A 26,014-nucleotide genomic window follows, 5' to 3' on the forward strand; every position below is an offset into this window, starting at 1 on the left:
AAAATTACGCGATGAACTGTTCCGCCGCAATCCGGTCGTCCAGCGTATGTTCGGGGTCGAACAGTAGCGTCAGTGGCGTCGCGCGGTCGATCTTCACCTCGACCTGCGCGATGTCGCGAACTTCGCGCTGGTCAGCCACGGCGCTGACCGGGCGCTTCACCGGATCGAGGATGGTGAACTGGATCGCGGTATTCTCCGGCAGGATCGCGCCGCGCCAGCGTCGGGGACGGAAGGGGCTGATCGGCGTCAGCGCCACCAGCGCCGACCCCAGCGGCAGGATCGGCCCATGCGCTGACAGATTATAGGCCGTCGATCCGGCCGGCGTCGCCACCAGCACGCCGTCGCACACCAGTTCGGGCAACACGGTCCGGTCGTTGACCTTCACCTCCAGCTTGGCGGTCTGGCGGGTCTCGCGCAGCAGCGACACCTCGTTGATCGCCGGAATGGAGAAACGCTCGCCATCCACCGTATCGACGGTCATGCGCAGCGGATTGACCTTGAACGGCTTGGCGGCCTCGATCCGCTGCTCCAGCCGTTCCAGCCGCCATTCGTTCATCAAAAATCCGACCGTGCCCAGGTTCATGCCGAACACCGGCAGGATCTTGCGCCCTTCCAGCATGGAGTGCAGCGTCTGGAGCATGAAGCCATCGCCGCCCAGCGCAATGATCATGTCGGCCTGTTCCACCGGCACGAAATCATAGGCAGCGCGCAGCCTTTCCTCCGCCGCCTTGGCGGCCGGAGTGGGGGAGGCGACCAGAGCGCGCCGAACCTCGAGCGTCATCCGCCAGTCACGCTCATGTGGCGCCGCACCGCCGCCGGCGGCGCGTCCGCCCCGATGCGGAAATCATGTCTTGCAGGTTTCAGCCGCAGGGCGCGGTCGATCAGCGGTTCCACCGCGTCCAGCCCGCCTTCGCGGAAGGCGGTCTTCAGGTCGACATGGTCCTCATGGCCCAGGCACATGAAGATCTTGCCCTCGCAGGTCATGCGCATGCGGTTGCAGTCCGCGCAGAAATTGTTGGTAAGTGGCGTGATCAGCCCCAGCCGCGCCGTCATCCCCTCGACAGCATGGTAGCGCGCCGGTCCCCCTGTGCGATGCGAGAGCGGGGTCAGCATATGATGTCGCCGGATGGAGTCGGCCACCTGCGTCAGCGGCAGATAATGGTCGGTTCGATCCTCCCCTGTCTCGCCCAGCGGCATCGTCTCGATCAGCGTCAGGTCGAAACCTTCGCCGTTGCACCAATGCAGCATCGGCAGGATCTCATCCTCGTTGATCCCTTTGAGCGCCACCATATTGATCTTGACGGACAGACCCGCATCCCGCGCCGCATTCAGCCCGTCAACGACGGTCCGGACATCGCCGCCCCGCGTTACATGGGCGAAGCGATCGGGATCGCGGCTGTCCAGGCTGACATTGATCCGCCGGACGCCCGCATCGGCCAATGCCTGCGCATGCTGTGCCAGCCGCGTGCCGTTGGTGGTCAGCGTCACCTCGTCCAGTCCGCCGCCCAGATGCCGGCCGATCCGTCGCACCAGATCGACGATATCCCGCCGCACCAGCGGTTCCCCACCCGTCAACCTGATCCGGCGCACGCCCCGCGCGATGAAGAGGTCGGCCAACAGCGCGATCTCCTCCAGCGTCAGTACTTGGTTCTTCGGTAGGAATTGCATCCGCTCCGCCATGCAATAGCGGCAGCGCAGGTCGCAGCGGTCCGTCACCGAAATCCGCAAATAGCTGATCCGGCGGCCGAGTGCGTCGGTCATCGCCCTGCGCCCCGGATCGACCTTGCCCTTATCGACCGTCTCCATTTTTCCTAGCTAGGCGATGGGCATGCACGGTGCAAGTGCCACCGGTTGCAGCAACGTGAACAGGTCGGTAACCGATAACGGGTAGGAAGGGGCGATGGACCGTCCCAAGGAGCATCATGTGAGCGGTGAAACCGCATTGGACGGACAACGCAGCCTTTTCATCCTGTCGCCGGGCGATCGCGACGGCCTGTCGCAGGCGGTGCGGCAGGCCGGCTGGCGCGTCATCGCGGCCCGGCGCGCGACGGACGCCGCGCAACGTTTCCTGCACAGCGATGCCCAGATCGCGCTGGTCGACATGCGCGGCGTGCGGGATGGCGACACCGGGCTGATCGCATCGCTGATCGCGGCGGTCGATGCCGGGGGCGGGGCGCTCATCGCGCTGGTCGATGAGCGGGACCTGGCGAAAGTGCCGCTGCTGCTGGAGGCAGGGGCCACCCATTATTGCACCGCACCCTTTTCGCAGGAGGCGATGCGCGCCACCCTCATTTCCGCGCAGCGGCTCGTCGACCGGCTGGTCGGCGGGGTGACGCACAGCCGCCGTGCCCAGCGCATCCGGCGGGGCGATGCGCTGTTCTGGGAAAGGGAAGGGGCAGGCATCCGTCTCAGCGATAATCTCGCGCGCCATCTCGGTCTGGATAGTCTGCATATCAGCCCGGCGGGCTTCATCCGCCGCTTGCCCCGGGCGGAACGCCGCTCCGTCATCGCGGCGCTGCGCGGCATGATGCGCACCGGCCGTCCGGAAGCCTTTGCCCACGCAGCCCTGAGCCGTCCCGGCGACCGGCTGGTTCATCATCTGCGCCTGATCGACGGCGTGGTGGCGGCCGACGTGGAGTGGCTGTCCGATGCCCATGGCCATGACGCGACCGGCCGCGACGACCTGACCGGCCTGCGCTCGCGTCAGGCTGCGCTCGACTGGCTCGACCGGCGCAAGGGGCTGGCGACCACCGTCCTGCTGCTGTCGATCAGCCAGTTCGACCGGATGAATGCGGCCTATGGACAAGTGGTCGGTGACGCGTTGCTGGGTCGCATCGGCCGCCGGATCGAGCGTATGACCGTCGACATGGCGGTAGGTGGCATCGCCGCGCGCATCGCGGGCACGGAGTTCCTCATCGGCCTGACCGGTGAGGCTGCGACCGCTGATCGCGCCACCTTCCTGGCGCGGCAGTTGATCGGAGCCATCGGCCGCCCGTTCAGCGCGGGCGACCATCTGATCCGTCTCACCGCTCGCTGCGGCATCGCCCAGTCGCGCCCCGACGACGACGCCACCAATCTCATCCGCCGCGCGGGAACTGCCCTGGCCGATGCGCGGCAGGGCGGGGGAGAGGGTATCCGCATCTTCTCCGCCGAAAGGCGCAGCCGCCAGGTCGACGCGGACCAGCTCGAAACCGACCTGCGCCTGGCGCTTCACCGGGGCGAGATCGGCATATTGTTCCAGCCCCAATATCCGGTGGGCGGCGAACATATGACCGGGGTGGAGGCGCTCGCCCGCTGGAATCATCCGCAATATGGGGCGCTCGGGGCGGGCATCTTGTTCGCGACGGCGGAACGTTCCGATTACATGCTCCCGCTTTCGGCGCATATCCAGGCCGAAGCCTTGCGTCAGGCGGCGAACTGGCCGCGCGCGCTGTCGCATCTGCGCCTTTCGCTCAACGTCACGGCGGAGGATATCGCCCAGCCCGGCTTCATGCCGCAATTCCTGAACCTGGTGGACACCAGCGGCTTTCCGCGATCGCGCCTGACGGTCGAGATCACCGAAAGCGGCCTGATCGAGGATGTCGACAATGCCACGGCGCTTCTCACAGCGCTGCGCGCGGAGGGGCTGGCGGTGGCGGTGGACGATTTCGGCACCGGCTATTCCAGCCTTGCCTATCTGAAGAGCCTGCCGCTCGATTATCTCAAGATCGACAGCGGCCTGGCGCAGGACATCGCCGGAACCGCCCGCGACCGCATCATCGTGCGCGGCGTCATCCACATGGCGAAGTCGCTGGGCCTCAGCGTCATCGCGGAGGGGGTGGAGACCGAACAGCAGCTCGATCTCCTCGCCCGCGAGGGCTGCGACTATTATCAGGGCTTCTTGCGCTCCGCAGGCGTCTCTTCCGCCGACCTGGTGACCCTGGCGCTAAAGGCTTAGGCCCACCCGACCGATCAGGCTTGCCCCGGCATGGCGGCTGCCCGGCCCGTCAATGCCGCTATTGGCGTAGCGCAACCCGACGAACCAACGGTCCATCAGATAGTCGACATTGATCCCATGGTCCCAATAGGTCCCTTCCGGTCGCAGCCGTGCCGCTTGGACGGGATCGCGGACCTCGCCTGAAGACCGTCCGATCCGCGCCGAAAGGGTCAGAGGCGTCCCCGGCAGGCCCGTCGCCACCGTCGCCGAGAGATAGAGATTATCCCCTCCTAACGACGATTGCCGGGGCGCATAGCTTGCGTTCAGATCGACGCTGGCCGGTCCGATCAGGAATCCCGCCCCCGCGCCAATTTCGCCATAGCCCTGCCCCGAAGCCCCCGGAAACAGATGATAGCGTCCCTCGGCGGACAGCCGCCACCCGCCGATCTGCCGCACATGGGCTGCGCCCAGATCAAGCACGGCGTCAGCCCCGCCATGCCGCTCGTCGCCCCATAGCGATACGGCCGTGCCTTCCAGGCTCAGACCCTCCGCCACGGGCACGGACAGCGTGCCGCGCAGCACCGGATCGCCATCGCTCCAACTGAGCCCCCGGCGCCGCTCTTCGCTTGCGATCTCGACCGTCGCCGAAACGCCGTCCGCATATTGCGCGAAGGCCGGACCGGCGCTGGCGCAACCCATCAGGGCGCACGCCAGCGCTATCCGCTTTTCAGTTCGAGGCAAGTTTGCGTACGGCATCGAGTTCGGCCAGCAACGGCGCCCGGTCCGCCTCGGCAACCGCGATCAGATGGTCGCGAATCCTGCCTTCATGCTGGGCCAGATTGCGCTCGCCCGACTGGCGGCCCGGCGTGCAAGCGCCATGCTCGCTGCCCGAAAACTGCTTGTCGCTGGAAATCGTGCGGCTGAGCGCAGGGCCATGGCTCAGCGCCCGGTCGACGACGATCGTCGCTGTCCACTGGCAACGCTGCATATCCATCCGGTTCGGGGTTTTCGCGCCGACGGTCTTCGTCCGGAATTCGGGACGGGCGGTATAGCTTGCCTGCACCGGGGTTCCGCCATGGTCGATCTGAACGGTATGCGTGGCGGCAGCGGCCGCCATCGCGATAAGGGTCAAACTCATGTCAATTCTCCTGCTCGATGCCGGACTTTGTCGCCGGTCATCGATGCAGGATTTAGGTTCCGACTGTTGCTGGCTCTTGTCTGCGCCATGACAAAGGGTGCTATCCCGCCGCTTTCGCCAGCCCCTTCGACAATTGCAGCGCGCCGTTCAGCCGAGCAGCCGGATCGGCCCAGGCACGGTTCACCACGATCTTGCTGTCGGGCCGCAGCCGCGCCACGCCGTTCAGCCGCTGGATATAGGCAACCAGATTTTCCGGCTTGGGGAATCGATCCTCGAAAAAGCTGACCAGCGCCCCCTTCGGCCCGACATCGATCTTCGCGATATTGGCGGTCACGCAATTCTGCTTGATCTCGATCACCTTGAAGAGGTTCTGCGTCGGCGCGGGCAGCTTCCCGAACCGGTCGATCAGTTCCGCCGCGAAAGCCTCCAGCCCCTGCCGGTCCTCGACCTCGTTCAGACGCCGGTACAGCCCCATGCGCAAATCCAGATCGGGCACATAATCCTCCGGGATCAGGATGGGCGCGTCGACCGTGATCTGTGGCGAGAAGCTGTCCCGCTTCTCGATCCCCGCGCCCCCGGCCTTGGCTTCCAGGATCGCATCCTCCAGCATCGACTGGTAGAGTTCGAAGCCGACCTCCTTGATATGCCCGGACTGCTCGTCGCCCACCAGATTGCCCGCGCCGCGAATGTCCAGGTCGTGAGACGCCAGTTGGAACCCGGCCCCCAGCGTATCCAGATCGGACAGCACCTTCAGCCGCTTTTCCGCCGTCTCGGTGATCACCTTGTTCGCGGGCGTGGTGAAATAGGCATAGGCCCGCGTCTTCGACCGCCCGACGCGCCCGCGAAGCTGGTAAAGCTGCGCCAGCCCGAACCGATCCGCCCGATGGATGATGAGCGTGTTGGCCGAAGGAATGTCGAGGCCGCTCTCGACGATGGTGGTCGACAGCAGCACGTCGTATCGCTTGTCGTAAAATGCCGACATGCGTTCCTCGACCTCGCCCGCCGCCATCTGGCCGTGGGCGACGATGGGCTTCACCTCCGGCACTTCGGTTCGCAGAAACTCCTCCACCTCGGTCAGGTCGGCGATGCGCGGCACCACGAAGAAGCTTTGCCCGCCGCGATAATGTTCGCGCAGCAGCGCCTCGCGGATCACCACCCCGTCCCAGGGCATGATGTAGGTCCGCACCGCCAGACGATCGACCGGCGGCGTCTGGATGACGGAAAGCTCCCGCAGCCCCGACATCGCCATCTGCAAGGTGCGCGGAATCGGCGTCGCCGTCAGCGTCAGCACATGGACGTCGGTCTTCAGCGACTTCAGCCGCTCCTTGTGCGTGACGCCGAAGCGCTGTTCCTCGTCAACGATGACGAGGCCGAGCCGCTTGAACTCCAGCCCCTTCGCCAGCAGGGCATGAGTGCCCACCACGATGTCGACGGTCCCGTCGGCCAGCCCGGCCTTGACGGCCCTGGCCTCCTTGTCCGGCACCAGCCGCGACAGGCGGCCGATATTCACCGGAAAGCCCCGGAACCGCTCCTCGAAATTCATGTGATGCTGCCGTGCGAGCAGGGTGGTGGGGCAGATCACCACCACCTGCATCCCCGCCATCGCCGCCACGAAGGCGGCGCGCAAGGCCACCTCCGTCTTGCCGAACCCAACGTCACCACAGACCAGCCGGTCCATCGGCCGCCCGGCGCCCAGATCCTCGACCACGTCCATGATGGCGCGGTCCTGATCCTCCGTCTCCTGATAGGGGAAGCGATCGACGAACGCCGGATAACCCGCACTATCCGGTTCCGCCACCGTCGCGGCCCGAAGCGCGCGTTCTGCCGCCGTCTTGAGCAATTCACCCGCAATCTCGCGGATGCGCTCCTTCATCCTTGCCTTGCGCCGCTGCCATGCCTCGCCGCCCAGTCTGTCGAGGCTCACCCCTTCGCTGTCGGAGCCGTATCGGGAGAGAACCTCCAGATTCTCGACCGGCACATACAGCTTGTCGCCGCCCGCATATTCCAGCGCCACGCAGTCATGCGCGGCCTTCGCCACCGGAATCTGCGTCAGCCCCTCATAGCGGCCGATGCCGTGATCCATGTGCACGACCAGATCGCCCGGCGAGAGCGTCGCCAGTTCAGCCAGGAAGGCGTCGGCGCTCTTCTTGCGCTTGGCCCGCCGCACCAGCCGGTCGCCCAGCATGTCCTGCTCGGTCAGGACCGCCACATCGGGCGCGGCAAAGCCATGGTCCAGCGGCAGGACGGTCAGCACCGTGCTGCCCCCGGCCGCGATCCCCAAAGCCTCCTGCCAGCTATTCGCCGCCGCGATCCGCTTCAGCCCATGATCGGCCAGCAATCCCGAAAGCCGCTCCCGCGCACCCCCGGAGTAACTGGCGATGACGACCTTCTTCTTCGCCCGCTGCAACGAAGCGATATGCTTGCCCACCGCCTCATAGACATTGGCGTTCTGCGCCCGCTCCGGTGCGAAATCGCGCGGCCCATCGACAGCGAAATCCAGAACGGTCGGGCTTTCCGGCTCATGAAAAGGCGTGGTCGCGTGCATCGGCCACTTGCCGACGATGTCGGCCCATTCCTCCGCATCCAGATAGAGCGCCTTCGGCTCCAAAGGCCGGTACGCCCCCGGATCGGATGACTTCGCAGCCACGCGATTGGCGTGATAATCCCGGATCGCCTCGAACCGCGCCTCAGCCGCGCCCGCCACGCCATGGTCCAGCACGACCAGCGTGTCGTCGCCCAGATGGTCGGTCATCGGCACCAGCCGTTCTTCGAACAGCGGCAGCCAATGCTCCATTCCGGCCAGCCGCCGCCCGTCGCTCACCGCCTGATAGAGCGGGTCGCCCGTCGCCGTCGCCCCGAACGTCTCGCGATAGCGCCCGCGAAACCGCTTGATCGTTTCCTCATCGAGCAACGCCTCGGACGCGGGCAGCAGGGTAAAGCCATCGACACTCCCACTGGTCCGCTGGTCGGCCGGATCGAAGCGCCGCACCGTCTCGATCTCGTCCCCGAAGAAATCGAGCCGCAATGGCTGTTCCTCGCCGCCGGGAAACAGATCGACAATGCCGCCGCGAATGGCGAACTCGCCCCGGTCATGCACGGTATCGGTCCGCACATAGCCATTGGCCTGCAACATTTCGGCCAGCCGGGAAATCGCGATCCGCTCCTTGGGCGCGAGCTTCGCCACCAATTGCCGCACGCGGAAGGGGGTGAGGGTCCGCTGCGTCAACGCATTGAGCGTGGTCAGAACAAGCTGCGGCCCCTTGAGCTTCCCCTGAAGCGCGTAAAGCCCCGCCAACCGCGCAGAAGCCGTCCGCAGGGAAGGGCTGGCCCGGTCATAGGGCAGGCAGTCCCACGCCGGAATCTCGACGATCTCGACCTCCGGCGCGAAATAATGCGCCGTATCCGCCACCGCCCGCATGAGTTGTTCATCCGGCGCCACGAACAATGCCCGCGAAGGCGCAGCCCGAGCGATGTCCGCCAGCAACCAGGGCTGGAACCCGGCCGGCACTCCGGACAGGGTGATCGGCGAAGTGGCTTTGAGGATTTTGAGAAGGTCGGTCATATTTTACGTCGTCATTCCCGCGAAGGCGGGAACCTGTCTCCCAACCTCAAATCTGGATGCTCCGTCAGGGGGATGACGGAGGGGAGGGCATCATTTCTTCCCGATCTCCACGAAATCCATCTTCACGAATTTATCCCACATCGGCCCCCGCCACTCATCCGGCAGTGGCAGCGTCCCCAAGGCCCAGGCCATGATGTCGGCATCCTGTTCCTCGATAAACCGCTCGAACCAATCGAGTTCCTCTTCCCCCCATTCCGCGTGATAGCGATCGAAGAAACCGCCGACGGCCAGATCCGCTTCCTTTATACCACGATGCCATGCCCGGAATTGCAGGCGGCGGATGCGAGGATCTTCGTTCACAATTTGTTCCTTGCGCAGACATGCTGAAATCACCGATCGCCAAAATCCCATTGGATGTTTGCGCATCGTCCCGGCTGGGCTAGATGCCGTCAGATAGACATGAGACCCGATATCCTCAACCCACTCTTCACCGAAATCGAAGCGCTCAAGGGCGTCGGTCCCGCGCTGGCCAAACCGCTGGAGCGGCTGGGTCTCGCCCGGGCCGTGGATGTGGCGTTCCATCTGCCGGTCAGCTTCATCGACCGCCGCATGGTGGACGAACTGATCCTGAGCGACTCAGGCCGCGTCATCGGCATCCAGCTTACCCCCACCGACTATCGCGCCTCCGGCAGCGCCCGCGCACCCTTTCGGGTGATCGCGCAGGACAAATATGGCAATACAGTCGCGCTCGTCTATTTCGGCCGCAACAGTGCCTGGCCCCGCAAGCTGCTGCCGCTGGGCGAACCCAAATTCGTCTCCGGCAAACTGGAGGCCTATGGCGACAATCTCCAGATCGTCCACCCCGACTATGTCCTCGCGCCGGAGGAAGCCGCCACCATCCCCTCCCGCGAGCCGGTCTATGGCCTGTCGGAAGGCCTCACCAACAACCGCATGCGCGACCTCGCCGCCCAGGCCCTGAGCCGCGCCCCCGACCTCCCAGAATGGATCGAACCCAGCCTGCTGGGCAGCAAAGGCTGGCCCACATGGCACGAAGCGCTCACCCGCATCCACGCAGACCCCAGCGATGCCAAGGCCCGCGAGCGCCTCGCCTATGACGAGATCTTCGCGGGCCAACTCGCGCTGATGCTCGTCCGCCAGTCCTCCCGCAAGCGCAAGGGCGTGCCCATCGCCGGAGACGGTCGACTGCGCTCCATGCTCCAACTGCCCTTCGCCCCGACGGGCGCCCAGCGCCGCGCCTTCGGAGAGATTGAAGGCGACATGGCCCAGCCCGTCCCCATGCTCCGCCTCCTGCAGGGCGATGTCGGCTCCGGTAAGACCCTGGTGGCGTTGATGGCTCTCCTCAACACGGTCGAGGCCGGCGCGCAGGGCGCGCTTCTGGCACCTACCGAAATACTCGCTCGCCAGCATTATGAAACGCTGCGCAGGATGGCGTCGGGCCTGCCCGTCACCATCGCGATCCTGACCGGTCGGGAAAAGGGCAAGACCCGCGAATCCACTCTGATGGGCCTGGCGGACGGTAGCATCGATATTCTCGTCGGCACCCACGCCATCTTCCAGGATGCGGTGCGCTACAGGAATCTCGCCTTGGCGGTGATCGACGAACAGCACCGCTTCGGCGTCGCCCAGCGCATGATGCTGGCCTCAAAAGCCGAGCGCACGCCCCATCTTCTGGTGATGACCGCGACCCCGATCCCGCGCACCCTGACGCTGACCTATTATGGCGAAATGGACGTATCGCGCCTGGACGAGATGCCCCCCGGCCGCCAGCCGATTCAGACCGTCGTCATGTCCGCCAACCGTCTCGATGAAGTGGTCGAAGCCCTTGCCCGCCACATGGAAAGCGGTGGCCAGGCCTATTGGGTCTGTCCTCTGGTCGAGGAAAGCGAAACCAGCGATCAGGCAGCCGCCGAAGCCCGCGCCGAAATGCTGAAGATGCGCTTCGGCGAGTCGGTCGGCCTTGTCCACGGCCGCATGAAGGGGCCGGAAAAGGACGCCGCGATGGAGGCCTTCGCCTCCGCCCGCACCAAAATCCTGGTCGCCACCACGGTGATCGAAGTCGGTGTCGACGTTCCCAATTCCAACCTCATCATCATCGAGGGCGCCGAACGTTTTGGGCTGGCCCAACTCCACCAGCTCAGGGGCCGGGTGGGCCGGGGCCAGAACCACAGCGTCTGCATCCTCGTGCGCGGCGGCACCCTGTCGGAAACCTCCCGCGCCCGCCTGGCGCTGATGCGGGAGACCAATGACGGCTTCCGCATAGCCGAAGAGGATCTGCGCTTGCGTGGCGCGGGCGAAATCCTCGGTACCCGCCAATCGGGCGAGCAGCAGTTGAAAATCGCCACCCCGGAACATCTGTCGGCGCTGCTGGAGTCCGCGCGGGACGACGCCCACCTCCTGATCGACCGCGACGGCGGCCTCAGCGATGCGAGAGGGCAGGCTGCGCGCACCTGCCTCTACCTCTTTGAACGCGACGCGGCCGTCGGTCTGCTCCGAAGCGGCTAGGGATGCATGCTCCTGCCTTCGCAGGAACACGCCTCGACCGCCATGATGCTGCACCCGCGAAACTATCGCGGGCCCATGTCGTTGCCAAATCATGCAATCCGACATCAGCCTCCACCATATCACCGCCATGGCGGCGATCTCCATCCTCCTGTCGGTTGCCGTGGCCTTCCTGCTCCACGGGCTGGTTTATTGGCTTGGCACGCGCATCGTCCGGCGCTTGTCGGTAGAGCCGATCATCCTGCCCGCCATCTACCATCCGACCCGCTGGATCATCGTCCTCACGACGCTGGCCGCCGGTGTCCAGCCCTTGACCTTGGCCCCACAGATAGAGGCGATCTGGTTCATCGCTTCGAAAATGACCTTCATCCTGCTGATGGGCTGGCTGATCCTAGCCGCCATGCGCGCGGGCCGCATCCTGCTCGAACGGCGCAGCGACATCACGGTCGAGGACAATTTCAAGGCCCGCCGCCAGCACACCCGCATCCGCATCCTCTATCGCGTGACGCAGTTCATCGTCGGCTTCATCATCCTTTCGCTGATGCTGATCGCGATTCCGGGCGTCCGTACCGTCGGTGTCACCCTGATGGCGTCGGCGGGCCTGGCGGGTCTTGCCGTGGGTGCTGCGGCTCAACCGGCCCTCAAGAACCTGATCGCCGGTATCCAGATGGCCTTTTCTGAGCCCATCCGCCTCGACGACGTCCTGATCGTGGAGGGGGAATGGGGCAGGGTGGAGGATATCAAGCTGACCTATGTGGTGGTCCGCATCTGGGACGACCGCCGCCTGATCGTTCCCGTCTCCTATTTTCTCGAAAAGCCCTTTCAGAACTGGACGACGAAAACGTCCGACCTGCTCGGCACGGTCTTCCTCTATGTCGACCCCGCCACCGATATAGAGCCGATCCGCGCCCGTTTCGTCGAGGCGGTCCGGTCCAACAGCCGCTGGGACGGCCGCGTCGCGATCCTGCAAGTCACGGACCACCGCGCCGACGCATTGGAACTACGCGGCCTCCTTAGTGCACGGAATGCTGGCATCGCCTTCGACCTGCGCTGCGAAGTGCGCGAAGCGATGATGCACTATCTTCGCACGGAAATGCCGCAGGCTCTGGTCCGCTCGCGCCACCGCATCGAAGCGGGGGAGGGATTTGCGGAGAGTCCTACCAGGCCGTCTGCCGCGGCGGGATGAGCGAAAGCATCGCATCATAGATTTGCGGTTCGATCGGCCCGATGAATTCGATGCCGATCCGGCCGTCTTCGGCCCAGCGCACTTCCGCGATATGGTCCTTGACGACCGGCAGCCAGACGGTGAGGCGCTCCCCGATCCGGATGGGGGCCTCCGTCCGGCACATCAGCCCCAGCGCGGAGATATTGATGATCCGCGCGCCATGAGTCCGTCCCTGCGCCGTGATATGGCTGACCATATCGACCAGATCGCGCTGCACCCGCCGCTGATTGATCGAAGGATCGCGCGACAGGTTGAGATGGCTCAGATTTGCGAACACCGAAGGCATGCCGACAGCCTAGGTAAGGAAGGTCGCCTCTTCCTTACCAAATCCGGTTAACGCGCCTTATACGTTCTTTTGATTTCAGGCGGTTACCAGCCCGTGTTTCTTCGCGCCGAAGCTCAACTTGTCGCCCGGCTTCAGCACCAGCGCCGGATCGCTGACCACCTCGCCGTTCACGCGAATGGCCCCCTCGGCCAGCTTGCGCCGCACTTCCTTATTGGAAGCCGCAAAGCCCAGCGCCGTCGTCCCCTGCACGACATTCAACCCCTCGGCCCCCAGGCTGACGGTCGGCAGATTGGCATCCGAAGCGCCTTCCTCGAAAGTCTTGCGTGCCGTCTCCGCCGCCAGAGCCGCTGCCTCGGCCCCACGGCACAAGGCGGTCGCCTCATTGGCCAGGATCTTCTTCGCCTCGTTGATCTCCGCGCCCTGCAATGAAGCCAGCCGCTCCACCTCATCCATCGGCAGGTCGGTGAACAGCCGCAGCCGGTTCGCGACATCGGCGTCGGCGGTATTCCGCCAGAACTGCCAATAATCATAGTGGGAAAGCTGATCCTCGTTCAGCCACACCGCGCCGCCCACGGTCTTGCCCATCTTGGTCCCGTCGGCATTGGTCAGCAGCGGCGTGGTCAGGCCGAAAACCTGGGTTCCATCGACGCGCCGGGCCAGTTCGACACCGTTGACGATATTCCCCCACTGATCCGACCCGCCCATCTGGAGACGGCAGGCCGACCGGCGCGACAATTCCAGGAAGTCATAGGCCTGAAGGATCATATAATTGAATTCGAGGAAGGAGAGCGACTGCTCCCGGTCCAGCCGCAGCTTCACCGAATCGAAGCTCAGCATCCGGTTGACCGAGAAATGCTGCCCGATGTCGCGCAGGAACGGGATATATTCGAGGCGGTCCAGCCACTCGGCATTGTCCAGCATGATCGCGTCGGTCGGTCCGTCGCCGAACGTCAGGAACCGCTGGAACACCCGCTTGATGCTGGCCACATTCTCCGCGATGAGGTCGGTCGTCAGCAGCTTGCGCGCCTCGTCCTTGAAGCTCGGATCGCCGATCTTGCCCGTGCCGCCGCCCATCAGCACGATCGGCTTGTGTCCCGCCTTCTGCAATTGGCGCAGCATCATGATCGACACCAGATGCCCGACATGCAGCGAAGGCGCCGTCGGATCGAAACCGATATAGCCCGGCACGATCTGCCTGGAGGCGAGAGTGTCCAGCCCCTCCGCATCGGTTAGCTGGTGAATGTAACCGCGCGCTTCGAGCAGGCGGAGCAGATCGGACTGGTAGTTGCTCATGGCGCGCGCCTGTAGCATTGAGGGGGCGACTGTAAAAGAGGCGGGACAATTTCATGCTGGCAATAGGCCTGATGTCGGGCACTTCCCGCGACGGCATAGACGCCGCGCTGATCGAAACCGATGGCGAGGGCGTGAGCAAGGGGATCGCCTTCCATGCCATGCCCTATCATGAGGGTTTCCGACTGCGCCTTGCCGAAGCCTGCCAGCGCGCCATGGCGATGGACAAGCCCGGTTTCGAACCCCTGATCCACGCGGTCGAGGAAGAATTGACCGAACGCCATGTGGAGGCCGTCGCCGACCTGCTGGGCCGGAGCGGTTATATTGCCCAGGACATTTCCGTCATCGGTTTCCACGGCCACACCGTCGCCCACCGGCCGGAATGGCGATGGACGTGGCAGATCGGGGACGGCGCGGCCCTTGCCGGCGCCTTCGGCATCCCCGTGGTCGCGGACCTGCGCAGCGCGGATGTCGCGGCGGGAGGGCAGGGCGCCCCGCTGCTCCCCGTCTATCACCGCGCGCTCGCGCATGGCCTGCCCAAACCCGTGGCCATCCTGAACCTGGGCGGCGTCGCCAACATCACCGCCATTGCCGCCGATGGAGGGATCGTCGCCTTCGACACCGGCATGGCGAGCGGCCTTATCGACAATTGGATGCAGACCCACAGCGACCGCAGCTTCGACGAAAATGGCGCGACCGCCGCCATGGGCCGGGTCGATCAGGCCCGGCTCGAACGTATGCTCTCCGATCCCTGGTTCGCCGCAGCGCCGCCGAAAAGCATCGACCGCGAAGCCTTCACCATCGAAATCACGCGCGGCCTGTCACTGGAAGACGGCGCGGCTACCCTCACGGCCTTTTCCGCCGTTGCCGTCGCGAGGAGCCTCGATCATCTTCCCGATCGCCCGGCTCGCATCTATGTGGCGGGAGGCGGGCGTCATAATGCCACGCTGATGCGGATGCTGGCGAGCCATAGCGGCGCGGACGTCCGTCCGGTGGACGAGCTGGGCTGGGACGGCGACGCGCTGGAAGCGCAAGGTTTCGCCTATATGGCGGTCCGGCATCTGAAGGACCTGCCGATCAGCTTCCCCGGCACAACAGGCGTGCCGCAACCCATGACCGGCGGCGTCCTTTTCGACCCTGCCTAGTCACCTTCGCCCATTTGCCGACATCACCAGCCTCGTCATGCCGGATCAAGTCGGGGGGGACGGAAAGGAGAAGGGCAAATTACCATCTATCCCGCCCATCCATCCAACAGTTGATCAAACCCTTTGATCGCTCATTTTGCACATATCGCCTAATAATCTGCTGCGATCGACGTCGCGAACAGGACATCGCCTCCATCTATCCCACCGAAAATCATCGTGAATTCCGCTCAGGAAAACGTCCCGATCCGCGATTCACCTGGACCATCCCAAATCTAATTCTTTCGGTCGATTCCGCGTGAGAAAGAAATCAGCAACATAAGGGGGAGGTTCTTCCGGAGGGAAGCACCGGGGGTGTCACATCATAGGAGAGTCGCAGTGACCAGATTTACACTTCCCCTCATCGGCCTTGCCGTTCTGGCCGCCACCTCGGGCGCGCAGGCACAGGACAGCGGCGTCAAGGGGACCCTTCAGGACAGCAATGTGAAGGGAACGCTACAGGATGCCAATGTGAAGGGCACGTTGCAGGACGCGCAGGGCGCGACCACGGCGGCGCAGGATGCGCGAACCGCATCGACCGAAGCCCGCCACGCCGCCACCGAAGCGCGCGGCAGCGCATCGGAGGCCCGTTCCTCCGCCGCTGAAACACGCAGCGCCGCGCAGGACGCACGCGCCGGTGCCAGCGCGGCCCGTGAGACGGCGACGTCCGCCAAGGAAACCGCCCGTTCCGCTCGCGGAAGCTGACCACACACGGAATAGGAAGGACAAGGGGGCGGGTCCGGCAAGGACCCGCCCCACTTGGCATATGGAGGGGACATTCATGAAGGGGACCATTGCGTTTGCCGCCGGCATGGCCATGGCCGCAGGCATATCGCCGGTTCAGGCCCAGATCGCGGCACAAAGCGGCCCGCAAACCGCCCAGGCCGAAGAACCGTCCACAGCCTTATCCACAGGTGCATCAACAACCTTGTCCACAGGCACCAGTCTGACCGCGATCACGGGCATCGACTATAGCAGCGGCGATTATGGCACAGGCTCCGACACGCATATCCTGGTCGTTCCGATGAGCCTGCGCTATCGCACCGGCCATCTCCGCTTCACCGCGACCCTGCCATGGTTGCGCATCAACGGTTCGTCGGCGATCGTCGGCGGCGGATCGGGCGGCGTCATCATCGATCCTAATGCACCGCGGACCACTCGCAGCGGGCTTGGCGACCTGACGCTGGGCGTGGGTTATCAGGTGCCGGAGGAACAACTGGGCTTCGGCCTCGATCTTTCTGCCCGCGTCAAGCTCCCCACCGCCTCGCGTTCCAAGGCATTGGGCACCGGCAAGACGGATGTGACGGTCGCGGCGGAGATTTCCAAGAGCTTTGGCATCGTCACCCCGTTCGCCAATATCGGCTATCGCATGCCGGGCGACCCGTCGGGTTTCGATCTGCACAACGTCTGGACGGCATCGGGCGGCGCAAGCGTGATATTGGGCAAATCGGTGCTGATCGCCTCCTATGACTATCGCGAATCCACCAGCGATTTCGCCCGGGATAGCCAGGAATTGTTCGGCGCCTTCAGCACGCCCGTCACGGAAAAGCTGATCTTCACCCTCTACGGGACCGGCGGCCTCAGCAAGGGCGCCGCAGATTATGGCCTGGGATCGATGGTGAGCGTGAAATTCTGAAAGGATGTGAGGGGAAGACGATCCGTCGATTGCCCTATTTTCACCCAGCCAGGCCAATACGCCTTCACCGCTTGCGGGTCAGTTCCCGCATCGCATCGTCAATCCCCTCGATGGTCAGCGGATACATGCGTTCATTCATGATCTCGCGGATCATCCGGGTCGACTGGCTATAGCCCCAATGGGCCTCCCGCGCCGGGTTCAGCCACACGGCGGCGGGATAGGTATGCAGCACCCGGCTCAGCCACACGGCGCCCGCTTCCTCATTCATATGCTCGACCGATCCGCCGGGATGGCTGATCTCATAGGGGCTCATCGCCGCATCCCCGACGAAGATCACCTTATGGTCATGGCCATATTTGTGCAGCACGTCCCAGGTCGGCGTCCGCTCTGAAAAACGCCGCCTGTTGTCCTTCCATACGCCTTCATAGAGGCAGTTGTGGAAGTAGAAGAACTCCATATTCTTGAATTCGCTGGTCGCCGCCGAGAAGAGTTCCTCGCACAGCGTGACAAACGGATCCATCGACCCGCCCACGTCCAGGAACAGCAGCAGCTTCACGGCATTGTGCCGTTCCGGGCGCATGCGGATGTCCAGCCAGCCCTGCCGCGCGGTTCCCCTGATCGTCGCATCCAGGTCCAGCTCGTCCGCCGCGCCCTCCCGCGCAAAGCGCCGCAGCCGCCGCAGCGCCACCTTGATGTTGCGGGTGCCCAGTTCCTTCTGGTTGTCCAGATTGGCGAATTCACGCTTTTCCCAGACCTTGATCGCGCGCTTGTGGCGGCTCTCTCCGCCGATCCGCACGCCCTCTGGATTATAGCCGCCATGGCCGAAGGGGGAGGTGCCGCCCGTGCCGATCCACTTGTTGCCGCCCTGATGGCGTTCCTTCTGCTCCTCCATCCGTTCCTTGAGCGTCTTCATGATCTCGTCCCAGTCCCCTAGCGACTTGATCTTCTCCATCTCCTCGGGGCTCAGGAATTTTTCCGCTACCATCCGCAGCCATTCCTCCGGAATCTCCGCCTCGACGCCCTCGGTGCCCAACACGCCCTTGAACACGCGGGCGAACACCTGATCGAAGCGGTCGATCAGCCCTTCATCCTTCACATAGGTTGCGCGGGCGAGATAATAGAAATCCTCCGGCCGCTGCCCGATGACATCGCGGTCCAGCGCCTCCAGCAGCAGCAGATGTTCCTTGATGCTGGCGGGGATGCCCGCAGCACGCAGCGCGTCGAGGAAATTGAGCATCATGACCGGCCGCTTGTCAGCCAGCTTGGCGGCGGATGCAAGGCCCCGCGCGTTGTCGATATGTTAAGTGTTGCATTGCATCGTTAACAAGGCAGTATCCATATCGGGTGGAAATGGCGGGGTGGCATTGGAAAACGGGGATTTGTTGACCGACTTGGGGGAGCGTTCAGGCGACATTGCGTTGCAATGCAGCGAAACCGCGGGCTTTCTGGGGGAATTGACTCGCCGTATCCAGGCCGACTCCGCGCGCCTGGACGAATTGCAGTCGAACATGGAGGCGCTGGCGGTCAGCCAGAATGAAAGCGTACTCGCCGCGCAGGAACTCAGCCTCACCGCCCGCCGCGCAGGCAAGATCATTGCCGAAGGCCATGACGCGATCACCCTTTCCCTGGGGCAGGTCACGGAACTGATCGAAAATGTCACTGGACTGGAGGGCCATTTGCGCCAGTTCCTGGACGTGATCGAAACGGTGGGCGGCATTTCCGAGGAATTGGGAGCCATTGCCCGCCAGACCCGTCTGCTGGGCGTCAATGCCGCGATCGAGGCAGCGCGGGGTGGCGAAGCGACGCAGGGCTTTGCCGTCGTCGCGGACGAAATCCGCCGTCTCGCCGGTCAGGCCGGCGAATCCGCGGCGTCCGTGGGCGACAAGCTGGGCCAGCTCGACCGGGACGCCCGGCAACTGATCGGCGGGGTGGAGGCCAATATCACGCGGGGTCACGATGTCGGCGCCCATATCGATACATTGCGTATCAGCATGGCGGAAATCGCCTCTCTGGTGACTCAGTTCGGCGACAGGTCGGACACGATCGTGACCTGCACGGATGAAGCCGATGGCGATGTCGCCGCGCTGCGCCAGGGGCTGTCGCTGTTCAGCCGGTCCTCCGCCGAGAGCACCACGCGCGTCGAAACCGCGCGGGGTCAGCTCGAAGGGCTGGAGGGTATGGCCAACGCGATGCTGAACACCGCTGCCCATGGCGGGCATGTTACCCGCAACAGCCGCTATATCGCCCTGGCGGAGGAAGGCGCGGCGGAGGTCATGACGCTGGTCGAAACTGCGCTGCAACAGCAGCAACTGGACGTGGATGCTCTGTTCGACACGGCCTATCGACCGCTTCCCGGCTCCGATCCGACGCAATATGATAATGGCTTCACTGCCTTTGCCGATCAATATGTCCGGCCTTTGCTGGATCGGCGGACGGCCCAGGATGCGGCGATCGTCGGTTGCTGCCTGATCGACATGAACGGCTATTTGCCGACCCACATCAGCGCCCGCAGCCAGCCGCAACGTCCCGGCCAGCCGCGCTGGAACATGGAAAACGCCCGCAATCGCCAGATATTCATGGACAGTCAGACGCGCCGGGCTCTGGATGGGGAAGGGGATTTCTTCCTTTTCACCTATCGCCAGGATCTGGGCGAAGGGCGTTACCGGGCGTTACGCAGCGTGTTCGTGCCACTGGTTTTCCGGGAACGACGCTGGGGGCTTTATGAGGTCGGCTATCTGATCTGAGGGATCAGCGGCTGTTCCCATCCTCGCTGCGCAGCGTCACCTCACCATTGGCGGCAAAGGCCGCAACCGTTCCCGCGCGGGCGGTCTGGGGGTCCTTGCCATCCAATATCTCGGCGATCTGGCGAGGGCTCGGCACCTTGTCATAGACGCCATAGATATCGGTCTGGCCGACCGAGTGGATGGAAAGCTGATAGCCTTTGCCCGTTTTCGCCGGATCGAAAGCGAGTATCGTTCCTGAATCGTCCACCGGCACGATGATGGCACCGTCCTTCAATCCCACCTGTTGCAGGATTTCGTAACTGCTGTCCGCCGTATCGACATGCCCTCTTACGCAGAGCGGCGCGCTGCCCTCCCGTGGCATCGCGATGTCAATGGGCGTCGTAGCCGCCGGACCCGTCATCCGCGCATCCGCTCCATCGCCGGCGGGACAGCCGGCAATAGTGGCCGGTCTGGTCGAATGGATAGCGGATGCATCGTCGACGCGCAGGCCGGCCAGCATGCCGTCCAGCCCCGCGAGAACCTCCCGACGTCGCTCCGTCGGCCCTGTCACGCGCATCTTAACCATCCACCGGCCTGCATGGACGAAGGCCGCTGCCGTCGTCAGGGCGCCATTGGCGGCGTCGTCGTAAACCGCCCGGATCGCACCGTCGGCACGACCCGCCGCCGTCGCCCTCGCATAAGCCGTGCGATGCGTTCTGGTGCCGAAGCGCGCCATGATCGCCTTGTCGGTCATATAGGCCGCCAGCGAGGCATCGGCATAGCTTGGCATATAGACGTAGAGCGTTGCCTGGATCGCTCCGTCATCGGAGAGATATTGGGCATAATTGTCGATGCCCTTGCCACCATTGGACACTTCGCCGCTTTTGGAAAGCGCCAGGCCCGCCACCGTCTGGGGCAGGGAGATTCCCGCCGCATCCGCGCGCAGGGCGGTGGCGGTCGGCGTCCAGGCTTCCTTCTCCTCTGCCGCGCGCACGAGCGCAGGTGCCGACAGAGCCAGCACGACGGACAAAAGAGGCAACGCACGCTTGGGCATTGGCATCCTTCCCATATTCTTGACCGTCTTGGCGCGGCTTTGAATGTAAGAAGGAAAGTTGAGCGGAAATGCAGGCGCTAGGCAAGCGCGCTTTTACGCGACCGGCGGAATTTGCGCCGGAAAATGGGGCAGTTCCGGGTCCAGATGTGCCCAATGGGGCGCAGCACCTGCCCAGATTACCGCTTGTGGTCCCAAAAGGTCGGGATCGTCGAGTGCGCCGGCCCGGATGAAGATCAGATGGGCGCGCGATTCGGCGATGCTGAACAACGGCGTCCCGCATTCGGGGCAGAAGCCGCGTCGCATCATGGTGCCGCTATCCGCCTCACTCTCATGCCAACGCACTTCGCCTGTCGTCATGAGCTTGTCCGACGGGAAGCAGACATTTACCGTTCCCGATCCGCCGCCCAGATACTGACAGAGCCGGCACCAGCACATGCGGGCGGTCAAAGGTTCGGCATCGATGCTGATACGCACCTGGCCGCAGAGGCATCCGGCGCCATGCGCCATGGCTCAGCGTCCCTGCCTGCGTGCCATGAAGGCCAGCCGTTCGAACATCATGATATCCTGCTCATTCTTCAGCAGCGCGCCATGAAGCGGCGGGATCGCCTTGGTCGGGTCGCGGTCCTGCAAGACGTCCAGAGGCATGTCTTCGGCCAATATCAGTTTCAACCAATCGAGTAGTTCGCTGGTCGACGGCTTTTTCTTGAGGCCGGGAACTTCCCGGATGTCATAGAAAATCTCCAGCGCCCGGTTGACCAATATTTTCTGGATATCGGGGAAATGCACGTCGACGATGGCCTGCATCGTCTCCCGGTCGGGAAATTTGATATAGTGGAAGAAGCAGCGGCGCAGGAAGGCGTCCGGCAGTTCCTTCTCATTGTTCGAGGTGATGACGACCACCGGCCGCTCCTTGGCCGCGACCGTTTCCCCCGTTTCATAGACATGGAAGGCCATGCGATCGAGTTCCTGCAACAGGTCGTTGGGAAACTCGATATCGGCCTTGTCGATCTCGTCGATCAGCAGGACCGGCAGGGTCGGGGAGGTGAAGGCCTCCCACAGCTTGCCCTTGCGGATATAATTGCCGATCTCATGGACGCGCGGATCGCCAAGTTGTCCATCGCGCAGGCGTGCCACGGCGTCATATTCATAGAGGCCCTGATGCGCCTTGGTCGTCGATTTGACGTTCCATTCGATCAGCGGGGCATTGATGGCCTTGGCGATTTCCTGTGCCAATACGGTCTTGCCGGTGCCCGGTTCGCCTTTCACCAGCAGGGGACGGCGAAGCAGCACCGCGGCGTTGACCGCCACCTTCAGATCATCGGTGGCGACATAATCCTCTGTGCCCTCAAACCGCATATTCGCTTCACTCTTCCTGCCTGCAACGATCCAACTATGGCAAGCAGGGGAGGAGCGCAAAGCCTTTATCGGTCTTTCCTGGCGCGAACCTGCGCGCGCGCCTGAAGAACGTCCCAAAGCCCGCGATGCTGGTTGAGGAGCTGGCGCCCTCCGAACAATATCGCGCGGTCGATCGTGTCATCGCCGCCGATCGCTTGCGCGACGGCCAGCGTTTCGGCACGATCCGGCAAATCGCAGGCATGGGGTTCCAGCCCGACGCGTATCGCAGCGATATCGAGCATATGCCGTACCGCCCGCCAATCCAGTACCAGCGCCATGGCTGCTCCCATGGCACAGCCCCGCCGGTCGGACTGGGCCAGCATGTCGAGTGCATGGCGTTGCTGGCTGACGACGGTTTCGCAATCGCTCTGCCCCGCGGTGCTGGGAGCGGGACCGACGGCGACCGTCACCTGGGTCAGATAGGCACGTTCGCGGGCAAAGGCGTCCGTGGCCTGGACTAGCCAGCTCCGTGCCGCATTGTCGGCGGACCGGGTTGCGGCATGGTCGATGACGCCCGGATGCCGCCCATGCAGCAGGCAAAGATAATAGGCCATATCGGCGAGATCGGCTAAGGTCAGGGTCGCATTCGGGCCGAAACTCACGTGCGCGCCACTGGCGTAGCCATGGCCGGCGGTGCCATCAGCGGCAACGACAGCCTCCAGTATCTGCGATACATCGCCAAATTGATAGCGCGGTGCTGCTTCGCTCATCATCTTCCCCTGCGCCCCGGAGCCGCGGGCCGTGTCGGCAAGCTTAGGGAGGTGAGGTAAAGGAGCCGTTAAGTCGGACGGTAGGAAGGGGCCGGGTTTCCCATCGATTCATGGGCAAAATCACACCATTTGTCGTTTGGCATGGGGTACTTGGACGAAGGTGGCGCGAAGCCGCCGGAGCAGTTGGAGATGGTGAGCGCCGGCATGCGAGCGGAAGAGTGATATTTTGCAAAGTGCTTCCCAAGAAGCGCTGGGGCAATTATATGTTGGGTAATCCATTGAACAAAAGCAAGAAGATGATTGAGATTGCCAGGGACAGAAAAGTATAATCGCCTATATTTTTCGCTGCTTGCTGCTGGTTTAGGCATATGGGATTACGACATTGCCAGAGGATCACTTTATTGCTGTCGAAAATGGCATGAAATATTAGGGTTGGATCATCATCTTCATCGGATTGATTCCATTGAATCGTTCAAACGTTTCATACATTTGGAGGATGTTGACCAGGCAACATTGGTTGATTCCAATCACTTGTCTTTCCTGATTGAGAATGACAAGCGCTACCATGCGGAATTTCGCATCGTCAGGCCCAGTGGCGAAGTGCGCTGGATAAGTTCCGTCGCCTGCATCCTTGATAATGGCGCCGGTCATCTCCAGGCCATCGGTTGCATCAGGGATATCACCGAATTCGAGACTGAGTCCTGTCCCAGCGATCAGAAGCATTCGTTTCCCGGAAAATATGGGCCGCATCGTCCGCCATCAGGCCCCTTCGATGATCCGGGGGACGTTGTCCTGACTGGCAAGGAGCGGGAATGCCTCGTCTGGGTCAGCGCGGGCAAGACGGCGTGGGAAACGGCCGTCATCATGGACCTCAGTCCGCGCACCATAGAATTCCACCTCAACAAGGCCATCCGCAAGCTGAACGCCGCCAACAAGGTGCATGCTGCCGTGATCGCGGTGCGGAAGAAACTGATCTGACGAAGGGAAGGGCCCGCCGATGTGGGAACATCGGCGGGCAGTGTGCCGTCCGATGGGGTCGCAGCACCGGATCGGAAGAAACGCGAATAAGGGCGGGGGAAAGATGTGCCTATTCGCGTTCCTCACTGCCAATTGATCCGCTGCGGGAATTCTCGCCACTCGTAAGTTTACGAGCGCGGACTGCTGTGTTCCGGTCGCACTTCCGCAAATGAAGAGGGGCGGCCCGAAAGCCGCCCCCTTCGATATTCGGGATTTGCCGCAGTTTATTGGTCGAGGAAACTGCGCATCTTGCGGCTGCGGCTGGGATGCTTCAGCTTGCGGAGCGCCTTCGCCTCGATCTGGCGAATGCGTTCGCGGGTCACGCTGAACTGCTGGCCCACTTCCTCCAGCGTATGATCGGTGTTCATGCCGATGCCGAAACGCATGCGCAGCACGCGCTCCTCACGCGGCGTCAACGACGCCAGCACGCGGGTCACGGTTTCCTTGAGGTTCGCCTGAATGGCGGCATCCACCGGGATGATCGCATTCTTGTCCTCAATGAAATCGCCCAGGTGCGAATCCTCCTCGTCGCCGATCGGCGTTTCGAGGGAGATCGGCTCCTTGGCGATCTTCATCACCTTGCGCACCTTCTCCAGCGGCATGGAAAGGCGCTCCGCCATTTCCTCCGGAGTCGGCTCGCGGCCCTGCTCGTGCAGGAACTGGCGGCTGGTGCGGACCAGCTTGTTGATCGTCTCGATCATATGGACCGGAATACGGATTGTCCGCGCCTGATCCGCGATCGAACGGGTGATCGCCTGCCTGATCCACCATGTCGCGTAGGTGCTGAACTTGTAGCCGCGCCGATATTCGAACTTATCGACCGCCTTCATCAGGCCGATATTGCCTTCCTGAATAAGATCAAGGAATTGCAGGCCACGGTTCGTATATTTTTTAGCGATGGAAATCACCAGGCGCAGGTTCGCCTCGACCATTTCCTTCTTCGCGATGCGCGCCTCACGCTCGCCCTTCTGGACCATGTTGACGATGCGGCGGAATTCGGAAAGCGACATGCCGGTCGCCTGCGCGATTTCGCTGACCTCGGTGCGGATGCGCTCGACCGCGCGCCCTTCGGCTGCGGCAAAGGCGGCCCATTTCTTGTCGAGCCCCTGCACCTTTTCCAGCCAGGCATCGTCCAACTCATGGTTCACATAGCGGTCGAGGAAATCCTTGCGGCTGACCTTGTGACGTTCGGCCAGGCGCAGCATCTGCCCACCCAGCGCGGTCAGGCGCCGGTTATAGGCATAGAGTTGATCGACCAGATATTCGATCTTCTGCTGGTGGAACTGGACGCTCTCCACCTCTGCGGTAAGCTGCTCGCGCAGTTCCTGATATTCGTCCTCATCCTTCTGGCTCAGCGTCTCGCCGATCGCCATGGCGATCATGCGCGTTTCCTGCGCGTTGGAGAAGGTGCGGAAAATCTCCGTGATGGTCGCGAACTTCTCCAGCGCCATCGGCTTGAGCGTCTCTTCCATCTGGGCGAGGGAAAGGGTGTTGTCCTCCTCTTCCTCCTCTTCCATCCGGCGGGCGCGGCGTTCGGTCAGGCCGTCCTCATCCTCATCGGAATCGGCGGATTCCTCTTCCGGCTCTTCCTCTTCCTTGAAGCTGGGGCCAGCGGTCTTCTCGCTGATCTCGCCATCATCGTCCTCGGCCCCTTCCTCCAGATTTTCCGGAGCAGGATCCTTCGACAGCATGGCGTCGAGATCGAGAATCTCGCGCAACTGCATTTCGCCATTGTTGAGCGCGGTCGACCATTCGATGATCGCGTTGAAGGTGGTCGGGCTTTCGCACAGACCCAGGATCATCGTGTCGCGACCGGCCTCGATCCGCTTGGCGATGGCGATTTCACCCTCACGGCTGAGGAGTTCCACCGCACCCATTTCGCGCAGATACATGCGCACCGGGTCATCGGTGCGGTCGACGGTCTCTTTCTTCTTCTCGGTGACGGGGCGTGGCGAGCCGTCGTCATCGGCGCTGTCGTCCGCGCCGTCATCGTCGCCATCGTCGCGCTGATCCTCGCCGTCCTCGCCGGCTTCCTCATTTTCGACGATATTGACGCCCATCTCGTTGAGCGCGGACATGATGTCCTCGATCTGCTCGGAGGACATCTGGTCCTGCGGCAGGGCGTCGTTCAACTCGTCATAGGTGATGTAGCCGCGCTTTTTGGCACGGGCGATCAGCTTCTTGACCGACGCTTCGTTGAGATCCAGCAGCGGTGCATCGCCGGTATCCGTATCCTCGCCCGCACCCTTGCTGTTCGCCTTGCTCGCCATTTATTCGCCTTAACTCCGTCGACCCGAAAGGGCCAAACCAAATCATACCCGCCGATCCGGACGGATCGAATCAAACCCGCCGATCCGGATG

General features: G+C 63.3%; 22 protein-coding genes. 8 read left to right on the plus strand and 14 right to left on the minus strand.

What is annotated here, in order from left to right:
• Window positions 1-4 precede the first annotated feature (4 nt).
• Together CAF53_RS14640 and moaA are read right to left on the minus strand one after the other, a co-directional pair.
• Entirely contained in the window at window positions 5-781 is a 777-nt protein-coding gene (locus CAF53_RS14640) for an NAD kinase (RefSeq protein WP_100238453.1), read from the minus strand.
• Window positions 778-1,806 (minus strand): GTP 3',8-cyclase MoaA, encoded by a 1,029-nt coding sequence (moaA, locus tag CAF53_RS14645; RefSeq protein WP_100238454.1) that lies wholly within the window; start codon window positions 1,804-1,806, stop codon window positions 778-780. Before moaA ends, CAF53_RS14640 begins: the two co-directional genes overlap by 4 nt.
• A 118-nt stretch (window positions 1,807-1,924) precedes the next feature.
• On the opposite strand from moaA, the gene CAF53_RS14650 reads away from it, so the two are divergent.
• Complete coding sequence (locus tag CAF53_RS14650) at window positions 1,925-3,937, plus strand: EAL domain-containing protein (RefSeq protein ID WP_100238837.1); 2,013 nt, start codon at window positions 1,925-1,927, stop codon at window positions 3,935-3,937.
• Here the strand turns inward: CAF53_RS14650 and CAF53_RS14655 are convergent.
• From CAF53_RS14655 to CAF53_RS14670, 4 genes are all read right to left on the minus strand, one after another.
• Window positions 3,926-4,615 carry a TorF family putative porin gene (locus CAF53_RS14655; protein WP_347337862.1) on the minus strand — a complete coding sequence of 230 codons (690 nt, stop codon included), beginning with the start codon at window positions 4,613-4,615 and terminating at the stop codon, window positions 3,926-3,928. The genes CAF53_RS14650 and CAF53_RS14655 overlap by 12 nt on opposite strands.
• A 28-nt stretch (window positions 4,616-4,643) precedes the next feature.
• Window positions 4,644-5,054: a hypothetical protein gene (locus CAF53_RS14660; RefSeq protein WP_046765671.1), complete on the minus strand. Its 411-nt coding sequence runs from the start codon at window positions 5,052-5,054 to the stop codon at window positions 4,644-4,646.
• Between the two features lie 100 nt (window positions 5,055-5,154).
• A complete protein-coding gene (gene mfd, locus CAF53_RS14665; RefSeq protein ID WP_100238456.1) occupies window positions 5,155-8,616 on the minus strand; it encodes a transcription-repair coupling factor in 3,462 nt (1,153 codons plus the stop codon).
• Between the two features lie 90 nt (window positions 8,617-8,706).
• Window positions 8,707-8,976 (minus strand): succinate dehydrogenase assembly factor 2, encoded by a 270-nt coding sequence (locus CAF53_RS14670; protein WP_100238838.1) that lies wholly within the window; start codon window positions 8,974-8,976, stop codon window positions 8,707-8,709.
• Between the two features lie 99 nt (window positions 8,977-9,075).
• Here CAF53_RS14670 and recG point away from each other — a divergent pair, with 99 nt between their 5' ends.
• Both recG and CAF53_RS14680 read left to right on the plus strand, forming a co-directional pair.
• Complete coding sequence (gene recG, locus CAF53_RS14675; RefSeq protein WP_100238457.1) at window positions 9,076-11,139, plus strand: ATP-dependent DNA helicase RecG; 2,064 nt, start codon at window positions 9,076-9,078, stop codon at window positions 11,137-11,139.
• 91 nt (window positions 11,140-11,230) lie between these two features.
• Complete coding sequence (locus CAF53_RS14680; protein ID WP_100238458.1) at window positions 11,231-12,322, plus strand: mechanosensitive ion channel domain-containing protein; 1,092 nt, start codon at window positions 11,231-11,233, stop codon at window positions 12,320-12,322.
• Here CAF53_RS14680 and CAF53_RS14685 read toward each other — a convergent pair.
• Window positions 12,294-12,647 (minus strand): PilZ domain-containing protein, encoded by a 354-nt coding sequence (locus CAF53_RS14685; RefSeq protein WP_046765676.1) that lies wholly within the window; start codon window positions 12,645-12,647, stop codon window positions 12,294-12,296. The two genes, CAF53_RS14680 and CAF53_RS14685, sit on opposite strands and share 29 nt — an antisense overlap.
• Before the next feature lie 75 nt (window positions 12,648-12,722).
• Window positions 12,723-13,940, minus strand: coding sequence for a tyrosine--tRNA ligase (gene tyrS / locus CAF53_RS14690; protein ID WP_100238839.1), 1,218 nt, complete (start codon window positions 13,938-13,940; stop codon window positions 12,723-12,725).
• Between the two features lie 53 nt (window positions 13,941-13,993).
• Between tyrS and CAF53_RS14695 the strand changes: the two genes are divergently transcribed.
• The 3 genes from CAF53_RS14695 (at window position 13,994) to CAF53_RS14705 (ending at window position 16,754) form a co-directional block, all read left to right on the plus strand.
• Complete coding sequence (locus CAF53_RS14695; RefSeq protein WP_100238459.1) at window positions 13,994-15,082, plus strand: anhydro-N-acetylmuramic acid kinase; 1,089 nt, start codon at window positions 13,994-13,996, stop codon at window positions 15,080-15,082.
• A 375-nt stretch (window positions 15,083-15,457) separates the two neighbouring features.
• Entirely contained in the window at window positions 15,458-15,823 is a 366-nt protein-coding gene (locus CAF53_RS14700; RefSeq protein WP_100238460.1) for a hypothetical protein, read from the plus strand.
• A gap of 76 nt (window positions 15,824-15,899) precedes the next feature.
• On the plus strand, window positions 15,900-16,754 hold the full coding sequence (locus CAF53_RS14705; RefSeq protein ID WP_100238840.1) for a transporter: 855 nt from the start codon (window positions 15,900-15,902) through the stop codon (window positions 16,752-16,754).
• 64 nt (window positions 16,755-16,818) lie between these two features.
• Here CAF53_RS14705 and CAF53_RS14710 read toward each other — a convergent pair whose 3' ends face one another.
• Window positions 16,819-17,994: a VWA domain-containing protein gene (locus tag CAF53_RS14710; RefSeq protein ID WP_100238461.1), complete on the minus strand. Its 1,176-nt coding sequence runs from the start codon at window positions 17,992-17,994 to the stop codon at window positions 16,819-16,821.
• A gap of 139 nt (window positions 17,995-18,133) precedes the next feature.
• Here CAF53_RS14710 and CAF53_RS14715 point away from each other — a divergent pair, with 139 nt between their 5' ends.
• Window positions 18,134-19,498, plus strand: a complete 1,365-nt coding sequence (locus CAF53_RS14715) for a methyl-accepting chemotaxis protein (protein ID WP_197707423.1) — start codon at window positions 18,134-18,136, stop codon at window positions 19,496-19,498.
• 4 nt (window positions 19,499-19,502) lie between these two features.
• Here the strand turns inward: CAF53_RS14715 and CAF53_RS14720 are convergent, their stop codons facing one another.
• The 4 genes from CAF53_RS14720 to CAF53_RS14735 form a co-directional block, all read right to left on the minus strand.
• Window positions 19,503-20,531, minus strand: a complete 1,029-nt coding sequence (locus CAF53_RS14720; protein WP_100238463.1) for a hypothetical protein — start codon at window positions 20,529-20,531, stop codon at window positions 19,503-19,505.
• 93 nt (window positions 20,532-20,624) lie between these two features.
• Window positions 20,625-21,038, minus strand: a complete 414-nt coding sequence (locus tag CAF53_RS14725; protein WP_100238464.1) for a GFA family protein — start codon at window positions 21,036-21,038, stop codon at window positions 20,625-20,627.
• A 3-nt stretch (window positions 21,039-21,041) separates the two neighbouring features.
• On the minus strand, window positions 21,042-21,887 hold the full coding sequence (locus CAF53_RS14730; RefSeq protein WP_100238465.1) for a MoxR family ATPase: 846 nt from the start codon (window positions 21,885-21,887) through the stop codon (window positions 21,042-21,044).
• A 65-nt stretch (window positions 21,888-21,952) separates the two neighbouring features.
• Window positions 21,953-22,636: a hypothetical protein gene (locus CAF53_RS14735; protein WP_046765682.1), complete on the minus strand. Its 684-nt coding sequence runs from the start codon at window positions 22,634-22,636 to the stop codon at window positions 21,953-21,955.
• 306 nt (window positions 22,637-22,942) lie between these two features.
• On the opposite strand from CAF53_RS14735, the gene CAF53_RS14740 reads away from it, so the two are divergent.
• Window positions 22,943-23,614, plus strand: coding sequence for a LuxR C-terminal-related transcriptional regulator (locus tag CAF53_RS14740; RefSeq protein WP_269748660.1), 672 nt, complete (start codon window positions 22,943-22,945; stop codon window positions 23,612-23,614).
• Between the two features lie 263 nt (window positions 23,615-23,877).
• Here CAF53_RS14740 and rpoD read toward each other — a convergent pair whose 3' ends face one another.
• Window positions 23,878-25,923: an RNA polymerase sigma factor RpoD gene (gene rpoD, locus CAF53_RS14745; RefSeq protein WP_046765684.1), complete on the minus strand. Its 2,046-nt coding sequence runs from the start codon at window positions 25,921-25,923 to the stop codon at window positions 23,878-23,880.
• Between the last annotated feature and the right edge of the window lie 91 nt (window positions 25,924-26,014).

The organism is Sphingobium sp. LB126 (assembly GCF_002795205.1).
GTDB classification, from domain to species: domain Bacteria; phylum Pseudomonadota; class Alphaproteobacteria; order Sphingomonadales; family Sphingomonadaceae; genus Sphingobium; species Sphingobium chungbukense.